The organism is Providencia sp. NPDC089933, from assembly GCF_049545585.1.
Classification (GTDB): domain Bacteria; phylum Pseudomonadota; class Gammaproteobacteria; order Enterobacterales; family Enterobacteriaceae; genus Providencia; species Providencia huashanensis.
Genome location: NZ_JBMWDT010000010.1, coordinates 14,916 through 39,787, shown reverse-complemented (window position 1 = coordinate 39,787; position 24,872 = coordinate 14,916). Strand labels below are relative to the sequence as shown.

Genomic DNA, 24,872 nt, shown 5'->3' with positions numbered 1-24,872 from the left:
AAAACAATAGGTTAACAACGAATATATTCGTTAAGAAAGATGTTTATAACATATTAAATTTTAAATGAAAAATGATATAAAACTGTCACAAATCCGTAACCTCAAGTTAGGTTTTGATTCAAATAATTTGAATAACTATAGCAAAATTAGCTAATTTTCATTCTGAGTTAAAGCGCATAATATGATCCATATCACAGAGGGACAGTAAAAATCCCAACTAAAAATCAAGTTTGTTAAAAGGAACATACCATGAAAAAATCAACATTATTCGCTGCTGCTTTAGCTTTAGGTGCTGTTTCATTTGGTTCAATGGCAGCTGATGAAGTTCAACATTCTAGCCAACCGGCTGCAGGTTATGTATCTGTAACAGGTGCTGTGAGCGTAAATGACCTTACCGCACAATTAGCCAAAAAAGCTGATGAAGCTGGTGCGACCTCATTCCGTGTCATTTCTGCTGGCGGTGAGAATTCAATGAGTGGTACAGCAGCTATCTATAAATAAATTTACTCGTCATACTTCGAGCCGTAGTGTTGTTGGCCGTGTTTATTCGCACTAGTCACATACTTATGTATGCCTCTAGCGCCTCGTTTACTTGCCGCCTAGCTACAACTCGAATTATTTAGAGTAAAGACTTAGGTGAGATAGCCTAAAAAGCCAAGTTAATTAGAACCATTTTCTAATTAGTTAGGCTATAGTAATAGCGAATTTACGCCTACGTTCAGAACATTTTAAGCAAGCTCACGGGGTTATCTCCAAGAGCTTGTTCTGAACGGGTTTATATGGAAACCGCTATGACCCCTGAACAAACCTTACAACACATCCAGCGCTATATCGCCCGCCAACACGTTTTTTCCTTATTTGCTCATCATCACAATGATATCTGGCCTGCCAGTTGTTATTATGCATTTGATGCGAAAACTATGTCGTTGATTTTAATGACTGATGCCAGTTCGAAGCATGGACAATTGATGGTAGCTAACCCACAAGTCGCTGGGACGATTTCGACACAATCGAAAACGGTCAATCAGATACAAGGTATTCAATTTATCGGCAAAATAGCAAGGTTGGAAAGTAAACCAGAACAACTAGCTAGAACAGAGTACTGCCGTCGTTTTCCTGTGGCATTGACAGCGAAACTGCCTATTTGGCAGCTTCACTTAGACAATGTCAAAATGGTGGATAATAAATTGGGATTTGGTACAAAATTACATTGGACCCGAGAAGCTTAGCGCAAATGGTGGATCACCTGATTTGCGCTGCCACGCCAAATTAAACGTGGGTCGTGCAAATTTTGCTCAAACTTACCGTCAATCAAGGTATTCACAAAACTGACCACCTTTTGTTGCTCAAGGGTAAGCTCATTCAATTTGTATCCCGTCCATACCCAAATGTCTTTATCTGGGCAGACTGTTTTTACTCGCTTCACTAGCTTGAGTATCGCTGGCAAATTGGCGGGATGTAGCGGGTCTCCACCGGACAGGGACAAGCCCTGCCGACGAATACGCGTGTCTTGCAAATCTTGAATGATTTGATCTTCCATTTCTTGGGTAAATGGTACGCCGGAATCCACCCGCCATGTGCTTTGGTTATAGCAACCGCGGCACTGATGCACACAGCCAGAAACAAACAGTGTACAGCGGGTACCTGGACCATTAACAACATCAACGGGGTAATATTGGTGGTAATTCATCATATTAACCTAATTGACCATTACCTAGATGCTTAATACGACGTTTCACCTCTTCTTGTTTCCCCGCATTGAAGGGCCTAGCATCTGGGCTACCTAAATAACCGCAAACTCGGCGAATAACAGAAACTCGGTTGGTGTCATGGTTTCCGCAAGCAGGGCAAGTAAACCCTTTACTGGTACAGGAAAACTCACCAGAGAAGCCGCATTCATAGCATTCATCTATTGGTGTGTTGGTTCCATAATAAGGGACGTGCTGATAGCTATAGTCCCACACATCTTCCAGCGCCCTAACATTATGTTGTAAGTTCGGGTATTCGCCGTAACAGATAAAACCGCCATTCGCGAGAGCAGGGTAAGGGGCTTCAAAGTCAATTTTGTCGTATGGGTTGACTTGTTTTTCAACATCTAAGTGGAAGCTGTTGGTGTAGTAGCCTTTATCTGTGACACCAGCAATAACCCCAAATTCAGCAGTGTCGATACGGCAAAAACGGTCACACAGGTTTTCACTTGGTGTGCTGTATAAGCTGAAACCGTAGCCTGTTTGAACTTTCCATTCATCAGTAGCTTGGCGTAAGCGGTTGACGATAGCCACTGCTTTTTCGCGCAGTTTTTCGCTGTCATACACATGCGTTTCTGAACCAAAGAGTGCATTGATTGTTTCATGTAACCCAATGTAACCTAAGGAAATTGATGCTCGTCCATGCTTAAATATTTCAGCAACATTATCATCAGCTTTTAACCTTACACCACAAGCACCTTCCATATAGAGGATTGGGGCAACGCGGGCTTTCACTGTTTCTAAGCGGGCAATACGAGTCATTAAGGCTTTTTTCGCGATAGCGAGGCGTTCATCCAGTAATGCCCAAAATGCATCTTCACTGCCTTGTGCTTCGATAGCAATACGAGGCAAGTTGAGGCTGATAACTCCTAGATTGTTGCGTCCATCATGAATTTGTTGCCCATTTTCTTCATATATACCCAGAAAACTGCGACAACCCATTGGTGTTTTAAATGAGCCAGTGACATCAACAACACGATCGTAATTAAGAATGTCGGGGTACATGCGCTTACTGGCGCATTCTAAAGCGAGTTGTTTGATATCGTAATTAGGGTCACTTAGCTTATGATTTAAGCCATCTTTAATCGCAAATACGAGTTTAGGGAAAACGGCTGTTTTACGGTTTTTACCTAACCCTGCAATACGATTTCTGAGGATAGATTGCTGAATTAATCGGGCTTCTTTTGATGTGCCAAGACCAAAACCAAAGGTGACAAATGGGGTTTGGCCATTCGCGGTGTGTAGTGTGTTAACTTCATATTCTAATGATTGGAAGGCGTCATAACATTCTTTATCGGTACGGCTTTGGGCATAACCTTCTGCGTCTGCAATTCCCCATTCTTTGGCGACTTTTAGGTGTTTTTCGTAGCTGATTGCGACATATGGCGCTAAAATTTCGTCAATACGGTTAATTGTTGTACCGCCATAAATATGACTCGCAACTTGTGCAATGATTTGTGCTGTTACTGCTGTTGCGGTAGAAATAGATTTCGGGGGTTCTATTTCGGCATTTCCCATTTTAAAGCCGTTAGTTAACATGCCTTCAAGGTCAATTAACATACAGTTAAACATTGGAAAGAAAGGGGCATAGTCGAGGTCGTGATAGTGGATTTCGCCTTTTTCATGAGCAATCACGACATCACGAGGTAAAATATGTTGTTTAGCATAGTGCTTTGCGACGATCCCTGCGAGTAAATCACGCTGAGTTGGGATGACCTTACTGTCTTTATTTGCGTTTTCATGGAGTAACGAGACGTTACTTTGTTCTATAAGGCCTCGAATATCATGAGTCAGCTGGCTACGTTTTTCGCGTTCGCTGTCCCTATCGTGGCGATATTCAATATAAGCGCGTGCTAAGTCCTTATACGGCCCAGCCATCAATTGGTTTTCTACGGCGTCTTGGATCTCGGCAATATCCACTTGGTTTCGGCTGCAAAGTTGCTCTTTAACTATAGTTGCAACTTGAAGACAGTAATCGTCATCCTTAACATTTACTGCGGCAGCAGCACGTTTAACGGCTTCCTGAATTCGTGGAAGGTCAAAGTTGACCTGACAACCATCTCTTTTAATCACAACCGTTCCCACTGTCATTCTCCTTGCTAAGTTATCCACAGCGTTAATCAAAGTATTTTTGATCTTGATTATTACGACTCTTCTGTGGATAAAATGTGAATAAATACTACATATTGTGCCAATTGATATAATTAAAGCACAATATGTAGGATATTGCTTTTTTTTAGCAGCAATAAGTTTGATCCAAAACAAGGAAAAAAATTAATTGTATGAATATCAAAAGCGGGGAAGTTAAAAATAAATACTTATCATCAGGGAGTGCTAATTTAACTTAAATTATAGTTTTGTTCGCTAGACTTAAGAAAGGATAAGCTGTATCGGTATTATCAAAATAACACCCCATATAAAGATGATGGGGTGTTTAAAGCAAATTAGCGGTTACTTACGAACAGCAATAGCTTCGATTTCAATTTTGACATCTTTAGGTAGGCGGGCTACCTCGACGCAAGAACGAGCAGGGAATGGCGCATTGTGTTGTTTGAAAAATTCTTCATAGGTGGCATTCACTGTCGCAAAGTCATTTAAATCTTTTACAAACACCGTTGTTTTCACGATATTAGCTGCACTTAAGCCCGCTTTTTCTAAAATAGCTTTGACGTTAGCTAGGGATTGACGTGTTTGTGCGGCAATATCTTCCGGGACTTCACCTGTTTTAGGGTCAACAGGAATTTGGCCTGATGTCATCACTATACTGCCCAAATCTACGCCTTGAACGTAAGGACCGATCGCTGCTGGTGCATTTTCTGTATTGATTTCGAATGACATAATTACTCCGTTTCATCACGTAAAGAGAAGATACTCATGTTATTTCAACCTGCGGCTATATGTGCGGATTTGAATATAATTTGAGTATAACTGTATGGGTCATCAGGCGCTATTATAAACATGGATCACGCCTGAACAACACCGCAGTCTACGCTGAAATATCCTATTGGTTATTGATCACAGCGTCTCTATCGAATTCTTTTTCGCAAAACTGGCAGGTCAGAGCCACTTCTTTGTCGATTTTTTTCACACGAAAACTGCTGGATACCGGCTCATTATGGCTAATACAGTTACTGTTTGGGCAAATCAGTACGTTATCGATATAGTCAGGCAAGGTGAGTTCTAATTTTTCCACCACTTGGTAGTCTTCAATACGATTGACAGTGGCTTCAGGGGCATACATTGCTAATTGGTTAGCTTGTTCTGGAGTTAAAAAGGTATTTTCAATTTTAATAATATCTTTTTTGCCCAGATTGCTAGAAGGCAGGTTTAAGCCAATAGTGATACGCTCATCGGTTTTTGTCAGTTTAAATAATTTCAGGAGCTTGAAACCAATTTGAGCAGGAATATGGTCGATAACGGTGCCGTGGCTGATCGCTTCAACTTGTAATTTATGGTCGTGTGTCATGGTGATTTTCCTCCTCAGATAGCTAATTCTTTATTTAAAACCAGTGATAACAATGCTTGTCGTGCATAAATCCCATTGCCAGCTTGTTGGAAATAGTAAGCGTAAGGTGTGCTATCGACATCGACAGTGATCTCATCGATTCGTGGCAGAGGGTGTAATACTTTTAAGTTCGGTTTCGCACAATGTAAATCAGCAGCATGAAGAATAAATTGGGCTTTAACATTGGCGTATTCTGATGGGTCCAGACGCTCTTTTTGTACGCGTGTCATGTACAGAATATCGAGCTCTGGCATGACCTCATCAATATTATTATGCAGGCTATAAGTTGCGCCTTTCTCTTCTAATATATGCAAAATATGATTTGGCATAGACAGAGCTTCAGGTGCAATAAAATAGAAGTGGTTGCCTTCAAATTTTGATAACGCTTGGGTCAGAGAATGCACTGTTCTGCCATATTTGAGGTCACCAACCATGGCGACTTGTAGATTTTCTAACCTACCTTGTGTTTCTTGAATAGTGAACAGGTCGAGTAAGGTTTGAGTAGGATGTTGATTCGAGCCATCCCCTGCATTGATGACAGGGATATGCCCTGCAAACTGGCTGGCTAGTCGAGATGCCCCTTCCTGTGGGTGGCGCATTACAATTGCATCAACATATTGGCTAATCACCGAAATGGTATCTGCCAGCGTTTCGCCTTTCTTGCCTAATGATGTATTGGTACTGTCAGAAAAACCAACAACCGAAGCGCCTAAGCGGTGAATAGCGGTTTCAAATGATAAACGTGTCCGCGTTGAAGCCTCAAAAAAACAACTTGCGATGACTTTATGTTTTAGAAGTTCAGGTTGTGGCTGTTTTTTCAGTGAAGCGGCGACGTTGAGTACGAGTTCAAGGTCTGAACGATCTAAATCATTAATTGAAATGATATCGCGTTGGTATAAAGGGTTCGGCATTGTTGTTCTCCTGTGTCAGCAAGACATGTTAGGTCTATAGGCCAAAAAAAAGCCCCTCAATTGAGGGGCTTTCTTGGAAATACGAAGGGGAAAAACAGGCTGTCCAAACCGCCTGAAGGCAGTGTGTTGGAGGTGTTCTCTGTAAAAAATACAGCAGCAGCGTTCATAGTTTCTCCCGGCAAATTGTGGCGCATTATACGCATCTCATTCTTTGACGCAAGCGTTTGCATAAAGAAAAATAAATTTTTTTAATTTTTGCATTTAGAGCGAAAACTTGCCTACTGAATAAAAGCGGAAAAATCAGCGAGATGAGGGTGGAGTTACTGATTGTAGTTATTGTTTTTGTATTACGGGTAATCTACCGCTAAGTTCCCTGCAATGTTAAATGAGTGCTCACCGTAGTCGCCGGTACCATTAGGCGCAACCCTGATTATAGTGGCATCGATATAATAACTTTTTTGATTTTTTATCATCGTAATATCAACGCTTTTATTCGGGAGAATAGGTGCTCCTTGCCAACTTAATTTCACACCAAACGCATGACTTGAAGTTTGAAATAGTGTATTTGAATTGGCGGTCGGTGCTGCGTTAAACGATAGCTTCGCGTTGACGGTAGCATTACAGTCAATATTGAGTGCGATTTTATGTGGTGCGGTTTCTTCGCCTATACGATTACTATGGCTAACAGATAATGAGCGATGGCTTGCGATTGTGTTGTCAGAAATATGACATATAGTGGGTGTCATTGAAAATGAGCCACTAATATGGATAGGTACATTTTGCGTTGCCGCTTGTGAAATAGAAATAGCGCTGAGGAGTAGCCCAAAAGAGATGAAAACTTTAAAAAAAATAACGGAATTCATAATGTTTCCCAAATGATAAATCATGCATTTTATCTATTTTCATATAAATTATTATTACGTGGCTGAGTAATGAATTAACCCAGCCACAATCATATAGAGGAGTAATAAATATTACTGATAGGTAATTGCTAAGTTAGCCGTAATGTCAAAGGTATGATTACCAAAGTCATTGGGACCATTAGCAGTTAAACGGGTTAGGCTGGTAGAAAATGAAATACCGTTCCCACCTTTTACCACTTTAAAGTCATCACTTTGACCAGGTTTAACTATAATATTGTTATATTTTAATTTTACACCGAATGCATCACTTGATGTTTTAAATGTTTCAGGTGAATTTGGTGCGTTATTTGCGACAAAAGTGAGTTTAGCATTAGCAGGGAATTGGCATGTGAAGCTTAAATAGCCAGAACTATGGAATGCAGTTTCATCGCCGACTTTTTCTAGTGTATTGATCGCACCAAAATCTGTTCTGTTTTCAAGCTTTGCATCATTACAAGGTTGGGTGACATTTGAGAAGGTGCCTTTAATATTAATTGGCATATTTTGAACAGCTGATAACGCAGGTAAAGAAACACACAGTAATAGCGCTAAACCACTTTTTTTTAGCAAGTGCATAATAAAAATCCTTTTATTGATTTTGAGAAGTATTTTATTTTAATGAAGTTATTAAAAATATTAAATAGACGATATTTAAATAAACATTTAATTTTGTTTTAAAAAATAAACCCCATTAAAAGACTCTTTTTAAACTGTAGTGGTTTATGTGTTTAATTATTTTAAGAGTAAATGCTTAGGTAATATTTTGATATAAATGATTTATATTTTAATAACTATGTTTGTTTACTTAAGTATTATATTTAATATTGCATTTGTATTTTTTGGTTAATAACCATTTTAATGTTAATGAATTTGTTATTAATGTTAATTTAAATGATGAACTGAATATATAATTATAATTTTGGTAATATCAAAATATTGAAAAATGAATAAAAGCTCATTGCGAGCTTTTATTGGGGGTTGCTCTTATTTTTGACTTAACTTAGTCGCTATTTTTTCTAGCTTGAACATTAATAATAAGGTGATGGCGACCAGTACAATGGTCAGTGCTGAGCCATCTGCGATATTACCACGGTCGGTTAAGCTAAAAATTGAGACGGGCAGGGTGGCCCAACCGGGGGGATATAACATCATCGTTGCGCCTAACTCCCCTAAAGATAGGGACAGGCTTAATGCTAATGCTGAGATCATCCAAGGCATCAAGAGTGGTAGAGTGACGTGACATAGTCGATACCAAGGTGAAGCACCTAAACTAAAGGCGACATTTTCAATATCAGGGGAAATGCGGGTTAGCCCAGTAGAAACATTGCTAAATGTGAAGGCTGAAATTAATACAAAGTGGGCACTGAATACAATCCAAAATGTCCCGTTCATTTGTAGATATCCTTGGCTAAATGCAACAAGGATACCAAGACCAATAGAGACTGAAGGTATTGCGCTTGGTAAGTAAAATGCGATACCGAGTAATTTTTGCCATTTCCCGCTCTGTCGTCTGAGCGCCAATGCGGCCCAAAGCCCACAAAATAGGGCAAATAGGCTGGCACAAAACCCAATAATTAAACTAGAAAGAATAGCATCCCAAGCTGGGCCACTGAATGCATTGACAAAATGCTCAAATGTAAACCCTGAAGGCAAGATACCATTCCATTGCTGGCTGAAACTCGACATTAAAATCATCACTAACGGCAGCAAAAATAATAGTGAAAACAAGCTAATAGCAATCAAGGTTGCGACGGCTCGACCTTGTTTAGACCAAATCAACATAGTTAATTCCTTACTCCGAGGCGAGTTGTAGCCATTCTATAGAGAAAAAATAACCCGAGAGAAAGTAAGATGTTTACTAAAGCAATCATACAGGCAACCGCATAATCAGACTCTAGTATGGCTTTGCTGTACACCATCATAGGTAAGGTATTCACGCCTTTTGCGCCGATAAATAAAACGATCCCAAACTCATTGGTGGTTAATAGTAAGCAAAGACTGCCGCCAGCAAGTAAGGCGGGAAGTGCGGCTGGAAAAATCACTTGAGCAATAACACGAGCGGGGTGCGCACCTAAAATACTCGCAGCTTCTAATTGGCTTTTATCTATTTGCCGTAGAGCAGCCATCAATGGGCGCATAATTAACGGCGTGAATACGGTGATCTCGGCTAAAATGACCCCATTGATAGAATATAGGAAATCAACTGGCGGTAGTTCGAAATCAAATAATGCCATTAACGTGCCATTTAGTAGCCCAGCGGAACCATAAATAAAAGTAAACGCGAGAGTAATCAAAAAGGTGGGTAATGCAATAAATGTATCAATAACTTGGGTAATAAAACGGCTACCAGGAAAGGGGATAAACACTAATATCAGGGAAAGTATGCTCCCTACGATAAGGCAGCCTAAGGTAGCAAAAAACGCGATTTGCAGGGTGTTCCATAGACCATTAATGAAACGTTTAGATTCAATTAGTTGCCAGAGTGCATCTAGCCCCCAGACACCAGTTTCATTTTGTAGTGCTTGTTGGGCGATTAACAATAACGGATAGAAAAAGAGTGTGGCTAACACCAGCAATGGCGGTATTATCCAATAAATGGGTTTTAGAGAGATACTTGACCGTTTTGGCACACTGATATATGACATGTCATTCCTCAATCAATACGGTATCAGTAGGCGAAAACCATAAGGTGAGTTTATCGCCTACTTTGGGCTGTGAAGCTAAGTGCGTTACCGCAACACTGACTGTTTCGCCCGCAACATCACAGACTAAATGAGTCAAGTCCCCCTGCCAGCGAATTGATCGTAAAACAGCCTGCAATTGATTGCTCGTTTCGTTTCTTGGCGTTAGCGTAATATGTTGTGGGCGGATGCATACCCATTTGTGTGTGCTTGCTCGCATACCGGGGGTATAAGCTTCCAGCAATGTACCACTACAGCTCACATTGACAATTGCTGGGTTGGCTGAAAAACCGAGGGCGGTAGCATTTAAAATATTGGCACGGCCTAAAAACTCAGCGGAAAAACGGTTTGGTGGGCGGTGATATAAGGCATTCTTTTCACCATGGGCGACGAGATAGCCCTCCTTCATGATACCAATTTTGTCGCCTAGGGCGAGGGCTTCTGTTTGGTCGTGGGTGACATAAAGAATAGTTAATTCAGGTAGTTCACGGTGTAAGCGTGCAATTTCTTCTACCATATTATGGCGAATCTGTGCATCAAGCGCAGAGAGAGGTTCATCGAGTAATAAAACGCGAGGACGTACCGCAATCGCTCTAGCAATCGCCACCCGCTGTTGTTGCCCTCCCGATAATTGATGAGGGTAGCGAGTCGCATAATCTGTCATCCCAACAATCTTCAAAGCCTCGGTGACCCGTTCATTGATCAAGACTTTAGGTTGTTTCTGGGCGCGTAATCCAAACGCTACGTTATCCTCCACCTTCATATGAGGAAAGAGTGCATAGTTTTGTACCACCATCCCAAGCCCGCGTTGATAGGGAGGGAGGTGGGTGATATCGGTATCACCTAATAATATCCTTCCACTATCGGGTTGAGCAAACCCTGCAATAGCACGCAATACAGTGGTTTTTCCTGACCCTGATGGGCCAATTAGTACTAATATTTCTCCGGGGTCAATGGTTAGGCTTAACGGCTTAAGCACGACATTGTTATGATAGGAAACACGCAAGGACTCTAGTGTGATCCCTGAGTGTTCTGTTTGCTGCATTGCGGCAGTGAGTTTATGTTTCATTAGCATCACAAATTACTCACCATCAGTGACTTTTTGCCAACGTGAAATATCGCTGGAAAGTGAAACTTCGACTTCATCCCAATTTGGTTGCCATGTTTTAACACCTTCAAGCATTTTCACAGCTGTACGGTATTGTTTATCGGAAGGCGTGATATCGGAACGAACAGGCATTCCCCATGACAACTCACTCACACGGCTTTGTGATTGTTTATCTAACAAAAAGTTAATTAATTTTTTGCCATTTTCTGTTTCAGGCCCGTTTTGTACTAGGCCAACAACATAAGGCAAAACGAGCGCACTACGCTCCCCATTATCATCTTTTGGCCAGAAAATTTGTACATTTGGGTTGCGCGCCATTTGGGATAAATTCATTTGTAAATCGCCATTGGCAATATAAAGCTCACCTTTGTTAACTAGTGCGGTCAGTTTACCGGTAGAGGCGGATGGGCCTACGTTATTAGCTTGTAATTTACCGAGGTAATCAAACCCTGCATCTTTGCCATTAAAACTATGAAAAACTTGCAGCATGACAGCCGTACCGTCACCGGCTTGCCCTGGCGTAGAGTATTGCAGCTTATTTTTAAAACGCGGGTCGAGAAGAGAAGCCCAATTTTCTGGTGGTGATTTTAGTAACTTAGCATTATAGATAAAGGTTAAATAATTATTGACCAATGGCGTGTAATAGTGATTTGAAGTTGGAATACTGGCCGCAGCCTCTGGAGTAAATTTTGCTAACAGTTGAGTTTTAGCGGCGCGTTGGATAAACGGAGGAACAGTGATTAGCACATCGGCTTGTGGGTTGGTACGTTCTTTCGCTAAGCGTTCAACTATTGCACCAGAGCCACTTTCAACATATTGCACTTTGATGCCTGTTTGTTTGGTGAAAGCTGCAAATTGGTTTTTATACCAACTATTATTACCGTCATGTAGGCCATCAGCTGAGTAAACCGTGACAACATTATCGGCAAATACTGTTGTTGAACAAAAGGTTGCCATCAATAGGCAGGCTAAGTGAGTTTGTTTCATTGTCTTCTCCTGTTAGGGTAAAATGCACTCTGGTATATACCAGATTCTTTTACGCTAACGGGTTTATATGACAAAAAGATGAAACAGAGCTAAATAGTGAAAATATTTTACTGATGTTGGTTTTACAATGTATCGACTTCAATTCTCAGGCTGTCATGACGCCAATATTCCACATCGTAATCTAGAACTCTTCCGTATTGATCATAGTTCAAACGCTGCAGTAGTAATGCGGGACGACCCACCGCGACCCCGAGTGCATAAGCGGCTTGAGGAGGCATGGCTGTTGGGTAGAATGACAAGTGCATACTGGTATATATCAACCCGAAATGGGTTTCATATACCTCGGTTAAACTGCCATTGAGATCATGGCGTAGTAACTCGGGGACTCGGGCTGGTAGGCAATGATTTTCACAATAACAAACAGGCCTTTCATCGGCAAAGCGTAGGCGTGTGAGTAAGTATATTTGCTCGAAAGGTTGGAGCTGCAACGGACTCATGGCGTCAAGGGGGACAGTGACAACTCGGCCATCTAACAAGGTCGTTTTAGGCTGGCGGTTTTGCTCAAGGCAAAGTTTATGAAAATTAGTATTTTGTGTTGGGTCTAACCAAAGGCGTTCAGGAGTGACAAACCAGCCACGGCGTTCAGAACGATAAATTGCGCCGCTTGATTCTAATTGCGCCAAACTTTCACGGATAGTGACCCTCGTGGTACCAAAAATAGCACAAAGCTCGCGCTCAGAAGGGAGCTTATCGCCACTTTTTAGTTCCCCATTCTGAATTCTTTTTTGTAATTGAGCCTTAATTAGCAGGTACTGAGGCATTTCATCCGTTGATAATTTCATTGTTATTTCCGCTGATTATTTCTTCCACATTATACATAGTTATATGAATTTTTTGTTGCACGGGCACTTTTCCTTTGACCTTTTGATCTCCCTAAGACCATTATAATGGAAATCTGGTATAGACCAATAGGTGAATTGAATGACAACCAAAAATTATTTGCTGTTAACACCGGGTCCGCTAACTACCTCTAAAACGGTGAAGCAGGCCATGTTATTTGATAGTTGTACATGGGATGACGACTATAACTTAGAGGTAGTACAAAAGGTCCGCCAACAGCTAGTTGCCCTATCAACGGCGCAGTCAGGCTACTCATCGGTATTATTACAGGGCAGTGGCAGCTATGCGGTGGAAGCGGTTTTAGGAAGTGCGATACACCCAGAAGATAAATTATTGATTATCAGTAATGGTGCATACGGCGCACGGATGGCTGAAATGGCACAGCGTTTAGGGATTACACATCATCTCTATGATTGTGGTGAGGTGGTAAAGCCAGATATTGAATGGATAGAACAATTACTACAACAAGATAGCCAGATCACACACATTGCGATGGTACATTGTGAAACGACGACGGGGATTTTAAACCCGATAGAGCAAGTCGCCGCGCTAGCGAAGCAGTATCAAAAACGCTATATCGTTGATGCCATGAGTAGCTTTGGCGGTATCCCAATGGATATTGGGCAACTAAATATTGATTTCTTGATAAGTTCGGCAAACAAATGTATTCAAGGAGTACCGGGCTTTGCATTTGTGATAGCACGCACTGAAGCACTTGAAAATTGTAAGGGGCGCTCTCGCTCATTATCTCTCGATTTGTATGCCCAGTGGCGTTGTATGGAGGATTCCCATGGTAAATGGCGTTTTACCTCACCAACGCATACGGTATTAGCCTTTGCTCAGGCTCTTAAAGAGCTTGAAGCTGAAGGGGGGATAACCGCTCGTTTCCAACGTTATCGGCAAAATCAGCGAAAACTAGTCGCAGGTATGCGAGCTCTCGGATTTAAAACATTATTAGATGATAGCAACCATTCACCGATTATCACCGCATTTTACTCACCAAGTTCAGTTAATTACCAATTTAAAGAGTTCTATCAGCGATTAAAATCGCAAGGTTTTGTTATTTACCCAGGTAAGGTGTCACAGAGTGATTGTTTCCGTATTGGAAACATTGGCGAAGTGTATGAAACAGATATTGACGCATTATTGTTAGCGATAGAAAAAGCCATTTACTGGAAACAATAAGGAAGAATTATGAACCGCATTCAGGCTGTTATTCTGGATTGGGCAGGTACTACGGTGGATTTTGGATCTTTTGCCCCCACGCAAATTTTTATTGAAGCATTTAAGCGTGTGTTTGATATTGAGATCACCTTAGCACAAGCCCGTATTCCTATGGGGTTAGGTAAGTGGCAACATATTGAAGCACTTGGGAAATTACCTGAAATTGACACTTTATGGAAGGTGAAATTTGGGCGCTCAATGACCAGTGAAGATATCGATACAATCTATGCGGCATTTATGCCATTGCAGATTGCCAAAGTTGTCGACTTTGCAGCACCAATAGCTGGAGTTTCCGACACAATCACTACTTTACGCCAGCAAAATATTAAAATTGGTTCTTGTTCTGGTTACCCTCGCGCAGTAATGGAGAAATTAGTACCAGCAGCACAAAAACTCGGTTATCACCCTGATTACTGGGTCGCGAGTGATGATATCCCAGCGGGAGGACGCCCGGGGCCTTGGATGGCATTGCAAAATGTGATTGAACTAGGCGTAGAAGCAGTATTTTCCTGTATAAAAGTTGATGACGCAGTGCCCGGTATTGAAGAAGGCCGCAATGCAGGAATGTGGAGTGTTGGGTTGTCTGTTTCAGGTAATGAATTTGGCAAAACATGGGAGGAGTACCAAAGTATGCCAGAAGAGGCAGTTAGCCAACTGAAACAGCAGGCGGCTGATAAACTTTTTGCCGCAGGAGCTCATTATGTTATTGATACTTTAAACGATTTACCTTCAGTTATCGATTCCATTAACCAGCGTTTAGCAAAAGGTGAGCGCCCTTAACGCTTGATTATGGCACCATCGGCATGATATTCGTGCCGATGGTGATTGCCAATCTTAGAAGATATTTACCGGTAGTTCAGGGGCTAATGTTGCGACCATTACGGCTTTGATAGTATGTAAGCGGTTTTCTGCTTGGTCAAAGACGATACTATAAGGGGATTCAAAGACTTCTTCCGTGACTTCTAGCCCACCATACATATTGAACTCTTTCGCTAGCTGAGCCCCAAGCGTGGTATCTTCATTATGGAAAGCGGGTAAGCAGTGCAGGAACTTCACATTCGGGTTGCCTGTAAGCTTAATCACATCCATATTCACTTGGTACGGCTTTAATAAATTAATACGCTGCGCCCAAGCCTCTTTGGCTTCTCCCATCGAGACCCAAACATCAGTATAGATAAAGTCAGCTCCTTTAACGCCTTCAGCCACATCTTCAGTGAGCGTAATTTTTGCACCTGTTTTTTTCGCTATCTCTTGGCAAGCATTGACCAGCTCTTCTTCCGGCCAGCAGCTTTTCGGGGCGACTAAACGCAAATCTAAACCTGTGAGAGCCGCAGCTTCTAACATCGAGTTGCCCATGTTATTGCGTGCATCGCCTAAATAGGCAAATTTAATTTCTGAGAATGGCGTATTTGGTCGGTGTTCTTGAATGGTCAGCAGATCGGCTAATAACTGTGTGGGATGGAATTCGTTGGTTAATCCATTCCATACAGGCACTCCCGAGTGCGCGGCTAATACTTCTACGGTTGATTGAGCAAATCCCCGATATTGAATGCCGTCGTACATCCGCCCTAGCACCCGTGCGGTATCTTTCATGGTTTCTTTATGACCGATTTGGCTACCAGAAGGCCCTAAATAGGTCACTCTAGCGCCTTGGTCGAACGCACCAACTTCGAATGCGCAACGTGTGCGAGTAGAGTCTTTTTCAAAAATGAGGGCAAAGTTTTTACCTGCGAGGAGAGGGTGTTCTGTACCGGCTTTTTTTTCTGATTTTAACCAAGCTGAGAGTTTTAACAGTGAATGAATTTCGCTAGATGTAAAATCAAGTAGCCTTAAAAAATGCTTGCTATATAAGGGGTTCATAAATTACGGCCTTTTTATGTTGAATTAATATTCAATTTATATCCATAAAAATTCAAAATCAACCCCAAGTGAAAAAGAAATTATTTTTAAATGTATGGTTTCACTGTCAACCCTATGGGAGAATGGGGCGAGACTAGCGATAATGGAACAAGGGGTGTGGATATGGTAGATAAAGCTGAACTCGATGCGCAGTATGAAGAAACTCGGTTAATTATCGAGGAACTGTTAGAAGATGGTAGCGATCCTGATGCATTGTATGCAATTGAGCATCATTTCTCTGCGGACAACTTTGCGTTATTAGAAAAAGCAGCAGTTGAAGCATTCAAGCTAGGTTATGAAGTGACGGATGCGGAAGAGTTAGAAATTGAAACAGGTGAAACGTTGATGTGTTGCGATGTGATCAGCGAAAGCGCATTAAACGCAGAACTTATTGACGCACAAGTTGAACAGCTAATGAAGCTGGCGGAAAAAATGGGTGTCAACTATGATGGTTGGGGCACTTATTTTGAAGACCCAGATGCAGAATATGATGACGAAGACGGTGATGATATCGAGCCCGAAGATCGCGTTCATTAATTCTAACATCTAAGACTGTGATAATGAGCCTGCCTTTGAAAAATGACCAAAAGCAGGCATTTTAAAATAAAATAGTTGAACTGGATGTACAAAAGGTTATTTCAACAAGGCGTTTGTTATTCATGCCCTTGAAGATTGACTAATATTCAATAACCTATTCGATTTTTCGCCAAACAAAATATGTTTGTCTGCAGTCTGAAATATATTAGCTATTACTCCCTACTAAATTATTTAGGATCTGCCGGGTATCCCGCGGTGCTGAGCGCTGTACGGAAAATACTTTCATCTATATGGCTGGTAATTAGCACTTTTTTTGTCGTTGGGTCCGTTTCTACCTGTGCATTAGCATCAATATCTAACACAATTTTGGTAATTGATTTAGCGCAGCCACCACAAGCCATTTTAGGTATTGTAAGGTTAATCATTTTCTAACTCCTATTATTAACATTTTGATAAATATACAGCTTTACCCTATTGGAAGGTCAATCAGTTTTTTACTGAATAATTTGCGAGTTGTCCTTTTTTAGTGACTGGAGTTTCAAGGTATTCGGCTGGATTCACTAAGTTTTCAATGATAGGGCAGTCAGGATCACTATTACCGTGGCAATGTTTTGTCAGTACTTCGAGAGTATTTGCGATACCTTGTAGATCATTAATTTTTCTTTTTAATTCATGAAGATGAGTAAGTGCCATATTTTTAACATCAGCACTAGCACGTTCTCTATTGCGCCATAAGCATAGTAGAACTGAAATCTGTTCAGTCGGGAAACCTAGGGCTCGGGCGCGACGAATGAGGTTTAGGCTATCAATATCTGTTTGACTATAATAGCGATACCCTGCATTAGTCCGTTTTGCTTTGGGGATTAACCCAGTCTGCTCATAATAGCGGATCATTTTTGCTGAGATGCCAGAAAGTTTAGCGGCTTGACCGATATTCATAATCTTATCTCCTCAATAGAATAGGTATTTTAGAAATAAAATACCTAGCTATTTTCTTTAGGTAGTTTGAGTGCTGCTAATATGTTTGGTTTTTGCGATGAAAAAGTACCGTAAAAAATATGTTCCCCAATGATGATAATGGGAGCAACACGTACACCTGTTCGAGCTTTAGCTTCAGCCATAATTTTGGGGTCGGTAAGGTCTCGTTCTTCAAAAGAGAGCTGTTCTTTAGCTAACCAATCCTTAAGTTGTTGACAGTCAGGGCAAGTTGGCGTGGTGTAAATCAATATTTGTTCTTTTGATGAGAGTGTCATAGCTAACTCCTTTCTACGAGTAAAGCCAGACTTTATAAAGTCTGGCGATTAAGTCCTTTATTGAGTTTGAGCCATACTATCTTTCATAGGGGCTTGGAAGCGTTTTAGACGTAAGGCATTACCTAATACGAATACGCTAGAAAGTGCCATTGCGGCGGCGGCTAAAATAGGTGAAAGCAAAGTTCCGTTAATTGGGTATAGCAAGCCTGCGGCTACTGGGATCAATAGCGCATTGTAAGCGAAAGCCCAGAACAGATTCTGTTTTATGTTACGAATAGTTGCTTGGCTTAATGCAATGGCATCAACAACACCGCGTAGATCTCCTGACATCAATACGACATCTGCGGCTTCAATAGCGACATCTGTTCCTGTACCAATTGCTAATCCAACATCTGCTTCGGCTAATGCTGGGGCATCGTTGATACCATCACCAACAAATGCGACTTTATTACCATTGTTACGGAACTGTTTTAGGGCTGAAACTTTACCATCTGGCAATACTTCTGCGGCAACTTCATCAATCCCAAGCTGTTTAGCGATAGCTGCGGCAGTCGCTGCATTATCACCGGTGATCATGGCAACTTTTAAACCTAAAGCGTGTAACGCGTTAATAGCCTCTGGTGTTGTTTCTTTAATGGGATCAGCTACGGCGATAATTGCAGCTAAGCGACCATCAATAGCTGCGTACAATGGGCTTTTTCCTTGCTCTCCTAGTCGTAGCGCAGATTGCTGGAAGTGACTGACATCTAATCCGAGTTGTTTCATAAAGCGATCGGCGCCAACAGAGACTGCTCGACCATCTACTCTGGCTGAAATACCAAATCCTGGGACAGCTTCAAATTCTTCAATTGCCGCAAATGTCAGACCTTTTTCGTTTGCTGCGTTGACAATTGCTTCCGCAATCGGATGTTCAGAACGGGTTTCAATTGCAGCGACCAAGGATAAAACTTCATCATATTCAAAGCCATCTGCAGGGACTAGGTCAGTGAGCTCTGGACGTCCTTTTGTTAATGTCCCCGTCTTATCAAGAGCAACTACAGTGACATCGCGTAGAGCTTGCAATGCTTCGCCTTTGCGGAATAGAACACCTAACTCAGCCGCTCTTCCTGTTCCAACCATGATAGATGTCGGTGTTGCGAGGCCCATTGCACATGGACATGCGATAATGAGTACAGCAACAGCATTAATTAATGCGAAGGTCAGGGCTGGGTCTGGGCCAAATATTAGCCAAATAAAGAATGTGATCACGGCACCTGTCATAACGGCAGGTACAAACCACATCGTGACTTTATCAACTAACGCTTGAATAGGTAATTTTGACCCTTGTGCCTCTTCAACTAAACGAATTATCTGGGCTAATACAGTGTTTGAACCAATTTTAGTGACGCGAAAACTAAACGCGCCTGTTTTATTTATTGTGCCGCCAACAACTTCAGAACCTACTTCTTTAGATACAGGAACAGGTTCTCCTGTGATCATGCTTTCATCAACATAGGAAGCGCCTTCGATGACTTCACCATCTACAGGGATTTTTTCACCAGGGCGAACGAAAACAATATCATCCGTTATAACTTGATCCAGAGGGATCTCAATCATTTTTCCATCGCGTTCTACACGAGCCGTTTTAGCTTGTAACCCTACAAGGCGTTTAATCGCTTGGGAGGTTTTTCCTTTCGCTCGCGCTTCTAATGTGCGACCAAGTAGAATTAACGTTACGATAACGACAGCTGCTTCAAAATACACATTTGCGGTGCCAGCTGGGAGAACTTGGGGGATAAACGTTGCTACTACTGAATACCCATAAGCCGCGGCAGTACCTACAGCAACAAGTGAGTTCATATCAGGCGCAGCGCGTAATAGTGCTGGAACTCCTTTTTGGAAAAAGCGCAAACCAGGACCAAACAAAACAAGGGTTGCTAATATAAATTGGATATACCAATTGAGTTGCTGCCCAAGGTTTTCTGATACCCAGTGGTGAATACCTGGAATAAAGTGTGAACCCATTTCAATAATAAATACTGGTAAGGTAAATATAGCCGCAGTGAACAACGCACGACGTAGAGAGCGCTCTTCATTTTCACGGCGCTCATTGGCTTGGTCATTTGCATTGGTCGTTGTATCTGATAAACGGCGAGGTTTATAGCCAGCTTGAACAATGGCTTCTTCCAAAGTGGCGATAGTGACCACTTCAGATAAATGGCGAATACGGGCGCGTTCTGTTGCTAAGTTAACATTCGCTTCAATTACACCCGGTATTTGTAATAATGCTTTTTCAACGCGACCGACACACGATGCGCAGGTCATCTCTTCGATCGCCAGTTCGGTTGTTTCTTCCCGCACTTTATAACCTGAGCTTTCTATCGCGCGGATTGCTACGTCTGGATCAACATCACCTTTAAAGGTGATATCAGCACGTTCTGTTGCTAAATTCACCACAGCCGTATCAATATTTGTAACCGCTTTTAATGCCTTTTCAACACGACCAACGCAGGATGCACAGGTCATGCCTTCTACTGGCAAGCTCAGTCTATTGACTGAGGTATTAGAAATATTTGTTGTCATGGACCTACCCTCTTGAATGTCTTTATTGAGTAAAGACTAACGTTTACCTTAAGGGTAAGGTCAAGTGCTATTTTTTAATTTTTATTTATATTAATGATAATTTCCTTTATTTTTTTGTTTTATAATGAATTTTATTTGGTGATTAAATAGAAAGCTCACCAAACTACTTGTGCTTAGTGAGCTTCCTTATCGGATAAAATATACGTTATGTTGATTTCTTGGACGTTAATCTCCGTATCGTCATATAAAATACAGGGGTTAGCAATAAGCCGAAGAAGGTGACGCCTAACATGCCGAAAAATACCGCGATCCCCACTGCTTGTCTCATTTCAGAGCCTGCTCCAGTGGCTAGTACCAGTGGAATAACTCCAGCAATAAAGGCGAAAGATGTCATCAAAATAGGGCGCAATCTTAGGTGCGAAGCCTCCAATACAGCGGTTAGTGGATCTTTTTCTTGCTTCTCTTGCACTATTGCGAATTCAACAATCAAGATAGCATTCTTCGCCGCAAGACCGACCAGTACAATAAAGGCAATTTGTGTGAAAATATTATTATCCCCGCCGAGCAACCAGACTCCCGTAATTGCTGACAGTAGTGCCATTGGGGCTATTAGTAATACTGAGAATGGTAACGACCAACTGTTATATTGGGCAGCTAATATTAAGAAGGCAAATAGTACAGCTAATGGGAAAATATAGAGAGCAGAATTACCCGCTAATTGTTCTTGGTAAGTTAAATCTGTCCATTCAAAATCCATTCCTTCAGGTAAGGTATCACGTAAGATTTTCTCCATTGCGTTAGTTGCTTGACCAGAGGTATAGCCTGGAGCTGCATTGCCAGTAATATCAACGGAAGGATAGCCGTTATAATGGATCACGCGGTCTGGGCCATTTGTACGAGTAATAGTCACTAATGCACTTAAAGGGATCATTTCGCCATGTTTATTACGCACTTTGATCAGTTCAATATCTTTTGGGTCCATTCTAAATGGAGTATCAGCTTGAACAACAACACGATAGGTACGACCGAAGCGATTGAAGTCATTGACGTAGAGAGAACCTAAATTGATTTGTAAAGCATCGAAGATATCGGTCAGTGTTATTCCTTGAGACTTGGTTTTCTCACGGTCAATATCTACATCTATTTGTGGGGAATTAGTCTGAAAACTAGCCATCATTCCTGTTAACTCGGGTGATTGCATCGCTTTCATAAGGATTTGTTCTTGCACTTGTGCTAATGCATCAAAACCTAGGTCAGCCCTATCTTCGATTTGTACTTTAAAACCCCCCATTGAACCAAGTCCAGGCACAGGAGGTGGAGGAAATATACCAACAAATCCGTCAGGTATCTGGCTGAATTTGCCCATTAAGCGCTCTGCAATCGCATTTGCAGACAAGGAGGGGTCAGTGCGCTCATCAAAAGGCTTGAGCATGGCAAACATGAGGGCAGAGTTAGGCAAATTAACAGGCCCATTCACTGAGAGGCCAGGGAAAGCCACTACATTTTCAACTCCTGGTTCCATCAATGCAAGGCGTGACATTTCTTTGACAACGGCTTCTGTTCTATCGAGAGATGAACCGGATGGTAATTGAGCAACGCCAATCAAATAGTATTTATCTTGTGCGGGAACAAAACCATTAGGCACTACTTTGAAGCCTAATGCGGTTAGCCCAACAAACCCCAGATATAGCACTAGAACAATTAAGCTTCCTCGAATACAACGGCGTACGATTAGAACGTATTTGTTAGATAATGTATTGAAAAAAATATTAAATTTTGTAAAGAAACGACCAAATATTGCATTGATAATACGAGTAAGCCAATCTAACTTTGTATTTTTATCATGGGATTTGAGCAAAATCGCGCTAAGGGCAGGGGATAACGTTAGCGAGTTAATTGCTGAAATAATTGTCGAAATAACAATGGTTAATGAAAACTGACGATAAAATTCTCCTTGTAGGCCAGACAAAAATGCGGTGGGAATAAAAACGGCGGCTAGAACTGAGGTAATCGCAAGGATTGGGCCTGTAACCTCCTCCATTGCCTTAAATGCGGCTTCTTTTGGGGCTAAGCCCTCTGAAATATGCCTTTCAACGTTTTCGACGACGACAATAGCATCATCGACAACTATTCCTATTGAGATAACTAAACCAAATAAAGATAACGTATTTAGAGAAAAACCAAACAGGTACATAAAGGCAAATGTGCCGATTAAGGATACTGGTACAGCGACTAATGGAATAATAGAAGCACGCCAACTTTGTAAAAACAAAACAACAACCAGGACAACTAATATGGTGGCTTCAAGCAGTGTGATGGCGACAGATTTTAAAGAAGCACTGACAAATATGGTTGGGTCATAGGCGATTTTATAATCGATTCCTTCGATAAAGTTAGCTTGTAAACGCGCCATAGTTTCTCTGACTGATTCGGCAACCTCTAATGCATTTGCCCCTGGGCTCATCACAATTTGTAGCCCGACTGCATTTTGCCCATTCAGCAAACTACGAAGTGAATAATTATCGGCACCTAGCTCTAGCCTAGCGACATCTTTTAAATAGGTGGCTTGTCCATCTTCTCCTGAGTGAATAATAATATTGCCAAATTGTTCTTCAGTTGTGAGTCGTCCAAGGGCGTTTATACTAACTTGAAATGATGATGTTGCATTCGGTTGTTGCCCAATAGAGCCTGTAGCAACTTGGACATTTTGTTCTCGAATAGCGGCAACGACATCATTTGCGGTTAGCCCTAATGAGGCTATTTTTGTTGGGTCAATCCATGCTCGCATCGCATATTCACCTTCACCCCATACTAATGCGCTTGCCACTCCAGGTAGTCTTGCGATTTCATCACGGACATTGAGTAATGCATAGTTAGAAACAAACAGAGGTTCGTAGACATTATTAGGCGAATACATATGGACAACCATTAGTACGTCCGGTGAAGTTTTCTCTGTGGTAACGCCAATTTGCTGAACTTCTTGGGGTAAACGGGGAATAACGCGTGATACTAAGTTTTGTACTTGGATCTGCGCGATATCGGGGTCAACATCTTGTCTAAACGAGATTGTGAGCACCATTTTTCCATCGGTTGACATCTGTGAGCTCATATAGAGCATGCCCTCGACGCCATTTACTGCTTGCTCAATGGGGGAGGCAACGGTGTCTGCAATCACTTTTGGGGTGGCACCAGGATAACTCGCAATAACTTGAACTGTCGGCGGTGTTACCGATGGATATTCGCTTAGGGGAAGCTTATAAAAGCTTAATACCCCAGCTATCACTATAAATATTGATAAAACCATAGCGAAAATAGGGCGCTGTATAAAGAAATGAGGAAACTTCATTATTGTTTCTCCTCGACTTCATTGACGGTCAGATGTTTGTTGTTCGTGGTTGACTGAGTTGCTTCTGCTGCTAATGAGGGATGCATAGGAATAGGATTAGGCATGACTTCCATACCGGGTCTAATAAGGCCTTTAATAATAATTTTCTCACCAGCAGTTAAACCGTGATTAATGACTCGGAGGCCGCCAATCATGGCGCCTAGTTCCACAGGGCGATATTCTGCCTTATTATTTTTATCTAGAACGAGGACGTAGTTCTGCCCTTGATTAGAAGCAATCGCTTGGTCATCAATTAAAATTGAAGGTGTTTTTTCTCCTATAGGCAGTTGTGCACGAATAAACGTACCGGGTATCAATTTGCCATCTTTATTGGCGATAACCGCTCTGACTTTTACTGTGCCAGTCGTTCTCTCGATTTGATTGCCAATAAAATTAAGGGTGCCAGTATATTGCGTATGTTTTTCATTTGGTAACCGTATGGTCACTGGAGGTAAAGCTGTCGCGCTATTTTTTATTGTTGACTGCTGTAAACTTGTTAGTTTATGAAAGGTAGTTTCATCAATATCAAAGTAAGCATATATTGGGTCAATAGAAACAATCGTGGTTAAGCGAGTCGCCTCATTCGTATCCCCACCAGTCACTAAATTACCTTCAGTAATAAATGCTCTATCAACTCGACCCGCAATCGGTGAACGGATTTGGGTATAAGATAAATTTAATTTAGCGGACTCTACGGCTGCTTTGGCGGATTTTACTTGCGCATTATTAGCCGAAAGTATAGAAAGGGCATCGTCATAGTCTTTACGGGAAATCGCCCCTTTATTGACTAATCCTTTGAGGCGCTGGTAATTTCGCTGAGCTTGTATGGCTAAAGCTTCTGCTTGGCTTAATTTTCCTTCTGCATCAAGTAGTGCTATTTGAAAGGGTCGCGGATCTATATGAAAGAGTAAATCCCCTTTTTCAACCAGTTTCCCCTCTGGAATTTCTATCGAATTAATGCGTCCACCAACCCGAGGGCGTAAATCCACGATTTTGGGAGACGCTAAATAGCCTGTAAATTCAGAGGAAGGGACAATTTCTTGTTGAATAACTTCTGCTACAGGCACTTTGGGAAGTATGGTGGAACTTGCTGTTTCTGATTTGTTATCATTATTTGCGTCTTGAGCAATAACTAGACCACTTATGCCCATGGCTACAACAAATGTAGCGTATATCCCGATTTTTATTTTCATAATAAACCTTACCTAATTAATTGATCTCATTGTTAGCTTAAAACTTGAATAAGAAATATTTGGGCAGGGTAAAGGTT

Annotated in this window: 24 protein-coding genes; 5 read left to right on the top strand and 19 right to left on the bottom strand. The window is 41.5% G+C overall.

Going from position 1 to position 24,872, the window contains the following annotated elements; translation table 11 throughout:
• Positions 1-249: 249 nt before the first annotated feature.
• Together ACPEH5_RS14710 and ACPEH5_RS14705 are read left to right on the top strand one after the other, a co-directional pair.
• Positions 250-501, top strand: coding sequence for a DUF1471 domain-containing protein (locus ACPEH5_RS14710; RefSeq protein ID WP_042845722.1), 252 nt, complete (start codon positions 250-252; stop codon positions 499-501).
• 278 nt (positions 502-779) lie between these two features.
• The gene (locus tag ACPEH5_RS14705) at positions 780-1,229 is read left to right on the top strand and encodes a YhbP family protein (RefSeq protein WP_181468820.1); all 450 of its coding nucleotides are present in this window, start codon (positions 780-782) and stop codon (positions 1,227-1,229) included.
• Here the strand turns inward: ACPEH5_RS14705 and nrdG are convergent.
• From nrdG to phnR, 12 genes are all read right to left on the bottom strand, one after another.
• On the bottom strand, positions 1,226-1,690 hold the full coding sequence (gene nrdG, locus ACPEH5_RS14700) for an anaerobic ribonucleoside-triphosphate reductase-activating protein (protein ID WP_042845954.1): 465 nt from the start codon (positions 1,688-1,690) through the stop codon (positions 1,226-1,228). The genes ACPEH5_RS14705 and nrdG overlap by 4 nt on opposite strands.
• Positions 1,691-1,694: 4 nt before the next feature.
• Positions 1,695-3,839, bottom strand: coding sequence for an anaerobic ribonucleoside-triphosphate reductase (gene nrdD / locus ACPEH5_RS14695; protein WP_423727054.1), 2,145 nt, complete (start codon positions 3,837-3,839; stop codon positions 1,695-1,697).
• 360 nt (positions 3,840-4,199) lie between these two features.
• Complete coding sequence (ridA, locus tag ACPEH5_RS14690) at positions 4,200-4,586, bottom strand: 2-iminobutanoate/2-iminopropanoate deaminase (RefSeq protein ID WP_042845718.1); 387 nt, start codon at positions 4,584-4,586, stop codon at positions 4,200-4,202.
• A gap of 163 nt (positions 4,587-4,749) precedes the next feature.
• Positions 4,750-5,214 carry an aspartate carbamoyltransferase regulatory subunit gene (pyrI, locus tag ACPEH5_RS14685; RefSeq protein ID WP_042845717.1) on the bottom strand — a complete coding sequence of 155 codons (465 nt, stop codon included), beginning with the start codon at positions 5,212-5,214 and terminating at the stop codon, positions 4,750-4,752.
• Between the two features lie 14 nt (positions 5,215-5,228).
• Positions 5,229-6,164 carry an aspartate carbamoyltransferase gene (pyrB, locus tag ACPEH5_RS14680; RefSeq protein WP_042845716.1) on the bottom strand — a complete coding sequence of 312 codons (936 nt, stop codon included), beginning with the start codon at positions 6,162-6,164 and terminating at the stop codon, positions 5,229-5,231.
• Positions 6,165-6,511: 347 nt separating this feature from the next.
• Positions 6,512-7,027, bottom strand: coding sequence for a hypothetical protein (locus ACPEH5_RS14675; RefSeq protein WP_166686950.1), 516 nt, complete (start codon positions 7,025-7,027; stop codon positions 6,512-6,514).
• Between the two features lie 111 nt (positions 7,028-7,138).
• The gene (locus tag ACPEH5_RS14670; protein WP_129466602.1) at positions 7,139-7,642 is read right to left on the bottom strand and encodes a fimbrial protein; all 504 of its coding nucleotides are present in this window, start codon (positions 7,640-7,642) and stop codon (positions 7,139-7,141) included.
• Positions 7,643-8,050: 408 nt separating this feature from the next.
• The gene (phnV, locus tag ACPEH5_RS14665; RefSeq protein WP_048605876.1) at positions 8,051-8,848 is read right to left on the bottom strand and encodes a 2-aminoethylphosphonate ABC transport system, membrane component PhnV; all 798 of its coding nucleotides are present in this window, start codon (positions 8,846-8,848) and stop codon (positions 8,051-8,053) included.
• Positions 8,849-8,850: 2 nt separating this feature from the next.
• On the bottom strand, positions 8,851-9,711 hold the full coding sequence (gene phnU / locus ACPEH5_RS14660; protein ID WP_042845711.1) for a 2-aminoethylphosphonate ABC transporter permease subunit: 861 nt from the start codon (positions 9,709-9,711) through the stop codon (positions 8,851-8,853).
• 1 nt (position 9,712) lies between these two features.
• Positions 9,713-10,822: a 2-aminoethylphosphonate ABC transport system ATP-binding subunit PhnT gene (gene phnT / locus ACPEH5_RS14655; RefSeq protein ID WP_198861469.1), complete on the bottom strand. Its 1,110-nt coding sequence runs from the start codon at positions 10,820-10,822 to the stop codon at positions 9,713-9,715.
• Positions 10,823-10,828: 6 nt separating this feature from the next.
• Positions 10,829-11,842 (bottom strand): 2-aminoethylphosphonate ABC transporter substrate-binding protein, encoded by a 1,014-nt coding sequence (phnS, locus tag ACPEH5_RS14650; protein ID WP_198860980.1) that lies wholly within the window; start codon positions 11,840-11,842, stop codon positions 10,829-10,831.
• A 122-nt stretch (positions 11,843-11,964) separates the two neighbouring features.
• Positions 11,965-12,684 carry a phosphonate utilization transcriptional regulator PhnR gene (gene phnR / locus ACPEH5_RS14645; protein WP_042845704.1) on the bottom strand — a complete coding sequence of 240 codons (720 nt, stop codon included), beginning with the start codon at positions 12,682-12,684 and terminating at the stop codon, positions 11,965-11,967.
• A 139-nt stretch (positions 12,685-12,823) separates the two neighbouring features.
• Here phnR and phnW point away from each other — a divergent pair, with 139 nt between their 5' ends.
• Complete coding sequence (gene phnW / locus ACPEH5_RS14640) at positions 12,824-13,927, top strand: 2-aminoethylphosphonate--pyruvate transaminase (protein ID WP_272663838.1); 1,104 nt, start codon at positions 12,824-12,826, stop codon at positions 13,925-13,927.
• 9 nt (positions 13,928-13,936) lie between these two features.
• Positions 13,937-14,746: a phosphonoacetaldehyde hydrolase gene (gene phnX / locus ACPEH5_RS14635; protein ID WP_042845701.1), complete on the top strand. Its 810-nt coding sequence runs from the start codon at positions 13,937-13,939 to the stop codon at positions 14,744-14,746.
• Between the two features lie 54 nt (positions 14,747-14,800).
• On the opposite strand, the gene argF is transcribed toward phnX, so the two are convergent.
• Entirely contained in the window at positions 14,801-15,826 is a 1,026-nt protein-coding gene (gene argF, locus ACPEH5_RS14630; RefSeq protein ID WP_048605881.1) for an ornithine carbamoyltransferase, read from the bottom strand.
• A gap of 162 nt (positions 15,827-15,988) precedes the next feature.
• Between argF and rraB the strand changes: the two genes are divergently transcribed.
• Complete coding sequence (gene rraB, locus ACPEH5_RS14625) at positions 15,989-16,402, top strand: ribonuclease E inhibitor RraB (protein WP_042845698.1); 414 nt, start codon at positions 15,989-15,991, stop codon at positions 16,400-16,402.
• 227 nt (positions 16,403-16,629) lie between these two features.
• Here rraB and ACPEH5_RS14620 read toward each other — a convergent pair whose 3' ends face one another.
• The 6 genes from ACPEH5_RS14620 to ACPEH5_RS14595 all read right to left on the bottom strand — a co-directional run bounded on the left by ACPEH5_RS14620 (position 16,630) and on the right by ACPEH5_RS14595 (position 24,795).
• Positions 16,630-16,827 (bottom strand): heavy-metal-associated domain-containing protein, encoded by a 198-nt coding sequence (locus tag ACPEH5_RS14620; protein WP_034782721.1) that lies wholly within the window; start codon positions 16,825-16,827, stop codon positions 16,630-16,632.
• A 61-nt stretch (positions 16,828-16,888) separates the two neighbouring features.
• Positions 16,889-17,341, bottom strand: a complete 453-nt coding sequence (gene cueR, locus ACPEH5_RS14615; RefSeq protein ID WP_042845696.1) for a Cu(I)-responsive transcriptional regulator — start codon at positions 17,339-17,341, stop codon at positions 16,889-16,891.
• Between the two features lie 44 nt (positions 17,342-17,385).
• Positions 17,386-17,655: a glutaredoxin family protein gene (locus tag ACPEH5_RS14610; RefSeq protein WP_042845694.1), complete on the bottom strand. Its 270-nt coding sequence runs from the start codon at positions 17,653-17,655 to the stop codon at positions 17,386-17,388.
• A 57-nt stretch (positions 17,656-17,712) separates the two neighbouring features.
• Positions 17,713-20,217: a heavy metal translocating P-type ATPase gene (locus ACPEH5_RS14605; protein ID WP_042845693.1), complete on the bottom strand. Its 2,505-nt coding sequence runs from the start codon at positions 20,215-20,217 to the stop codon at positions 17,713-17,715.
• A gap of 205 nt (positions 20,218-20,422) precedes the next feature.
• Positions 20,423-23,563: an efflux RND transporter permease subunit gene (locus ACPEH5_RS14600; protein WP_042845692.1), complete on the bottom strand. Its 3,141-nt coding sequence runs from the start codon at positions 23,561-23,563 to the stop codon at positions 20,423-20,425.
• Positions 23,563-24,795, bottom strand: a complete 1,233-nt coding sequence (locus ACPEH5_RS14595) for an efflux RND transporter periplasmic adaptor subunit (RefSeq protein WP_042845691.1) — start codon at positions 24,793-24,795, stop codon at positions 23,563-23,565. The genes ACPEH5_RS14600 and ACPEH5_RS14595 overlap by 1 nt, the downstream gene beginning before the upstream one ends.
• Between the last annotated feature and the right edge of the window lie 77 nt (positions 24,796-24,872).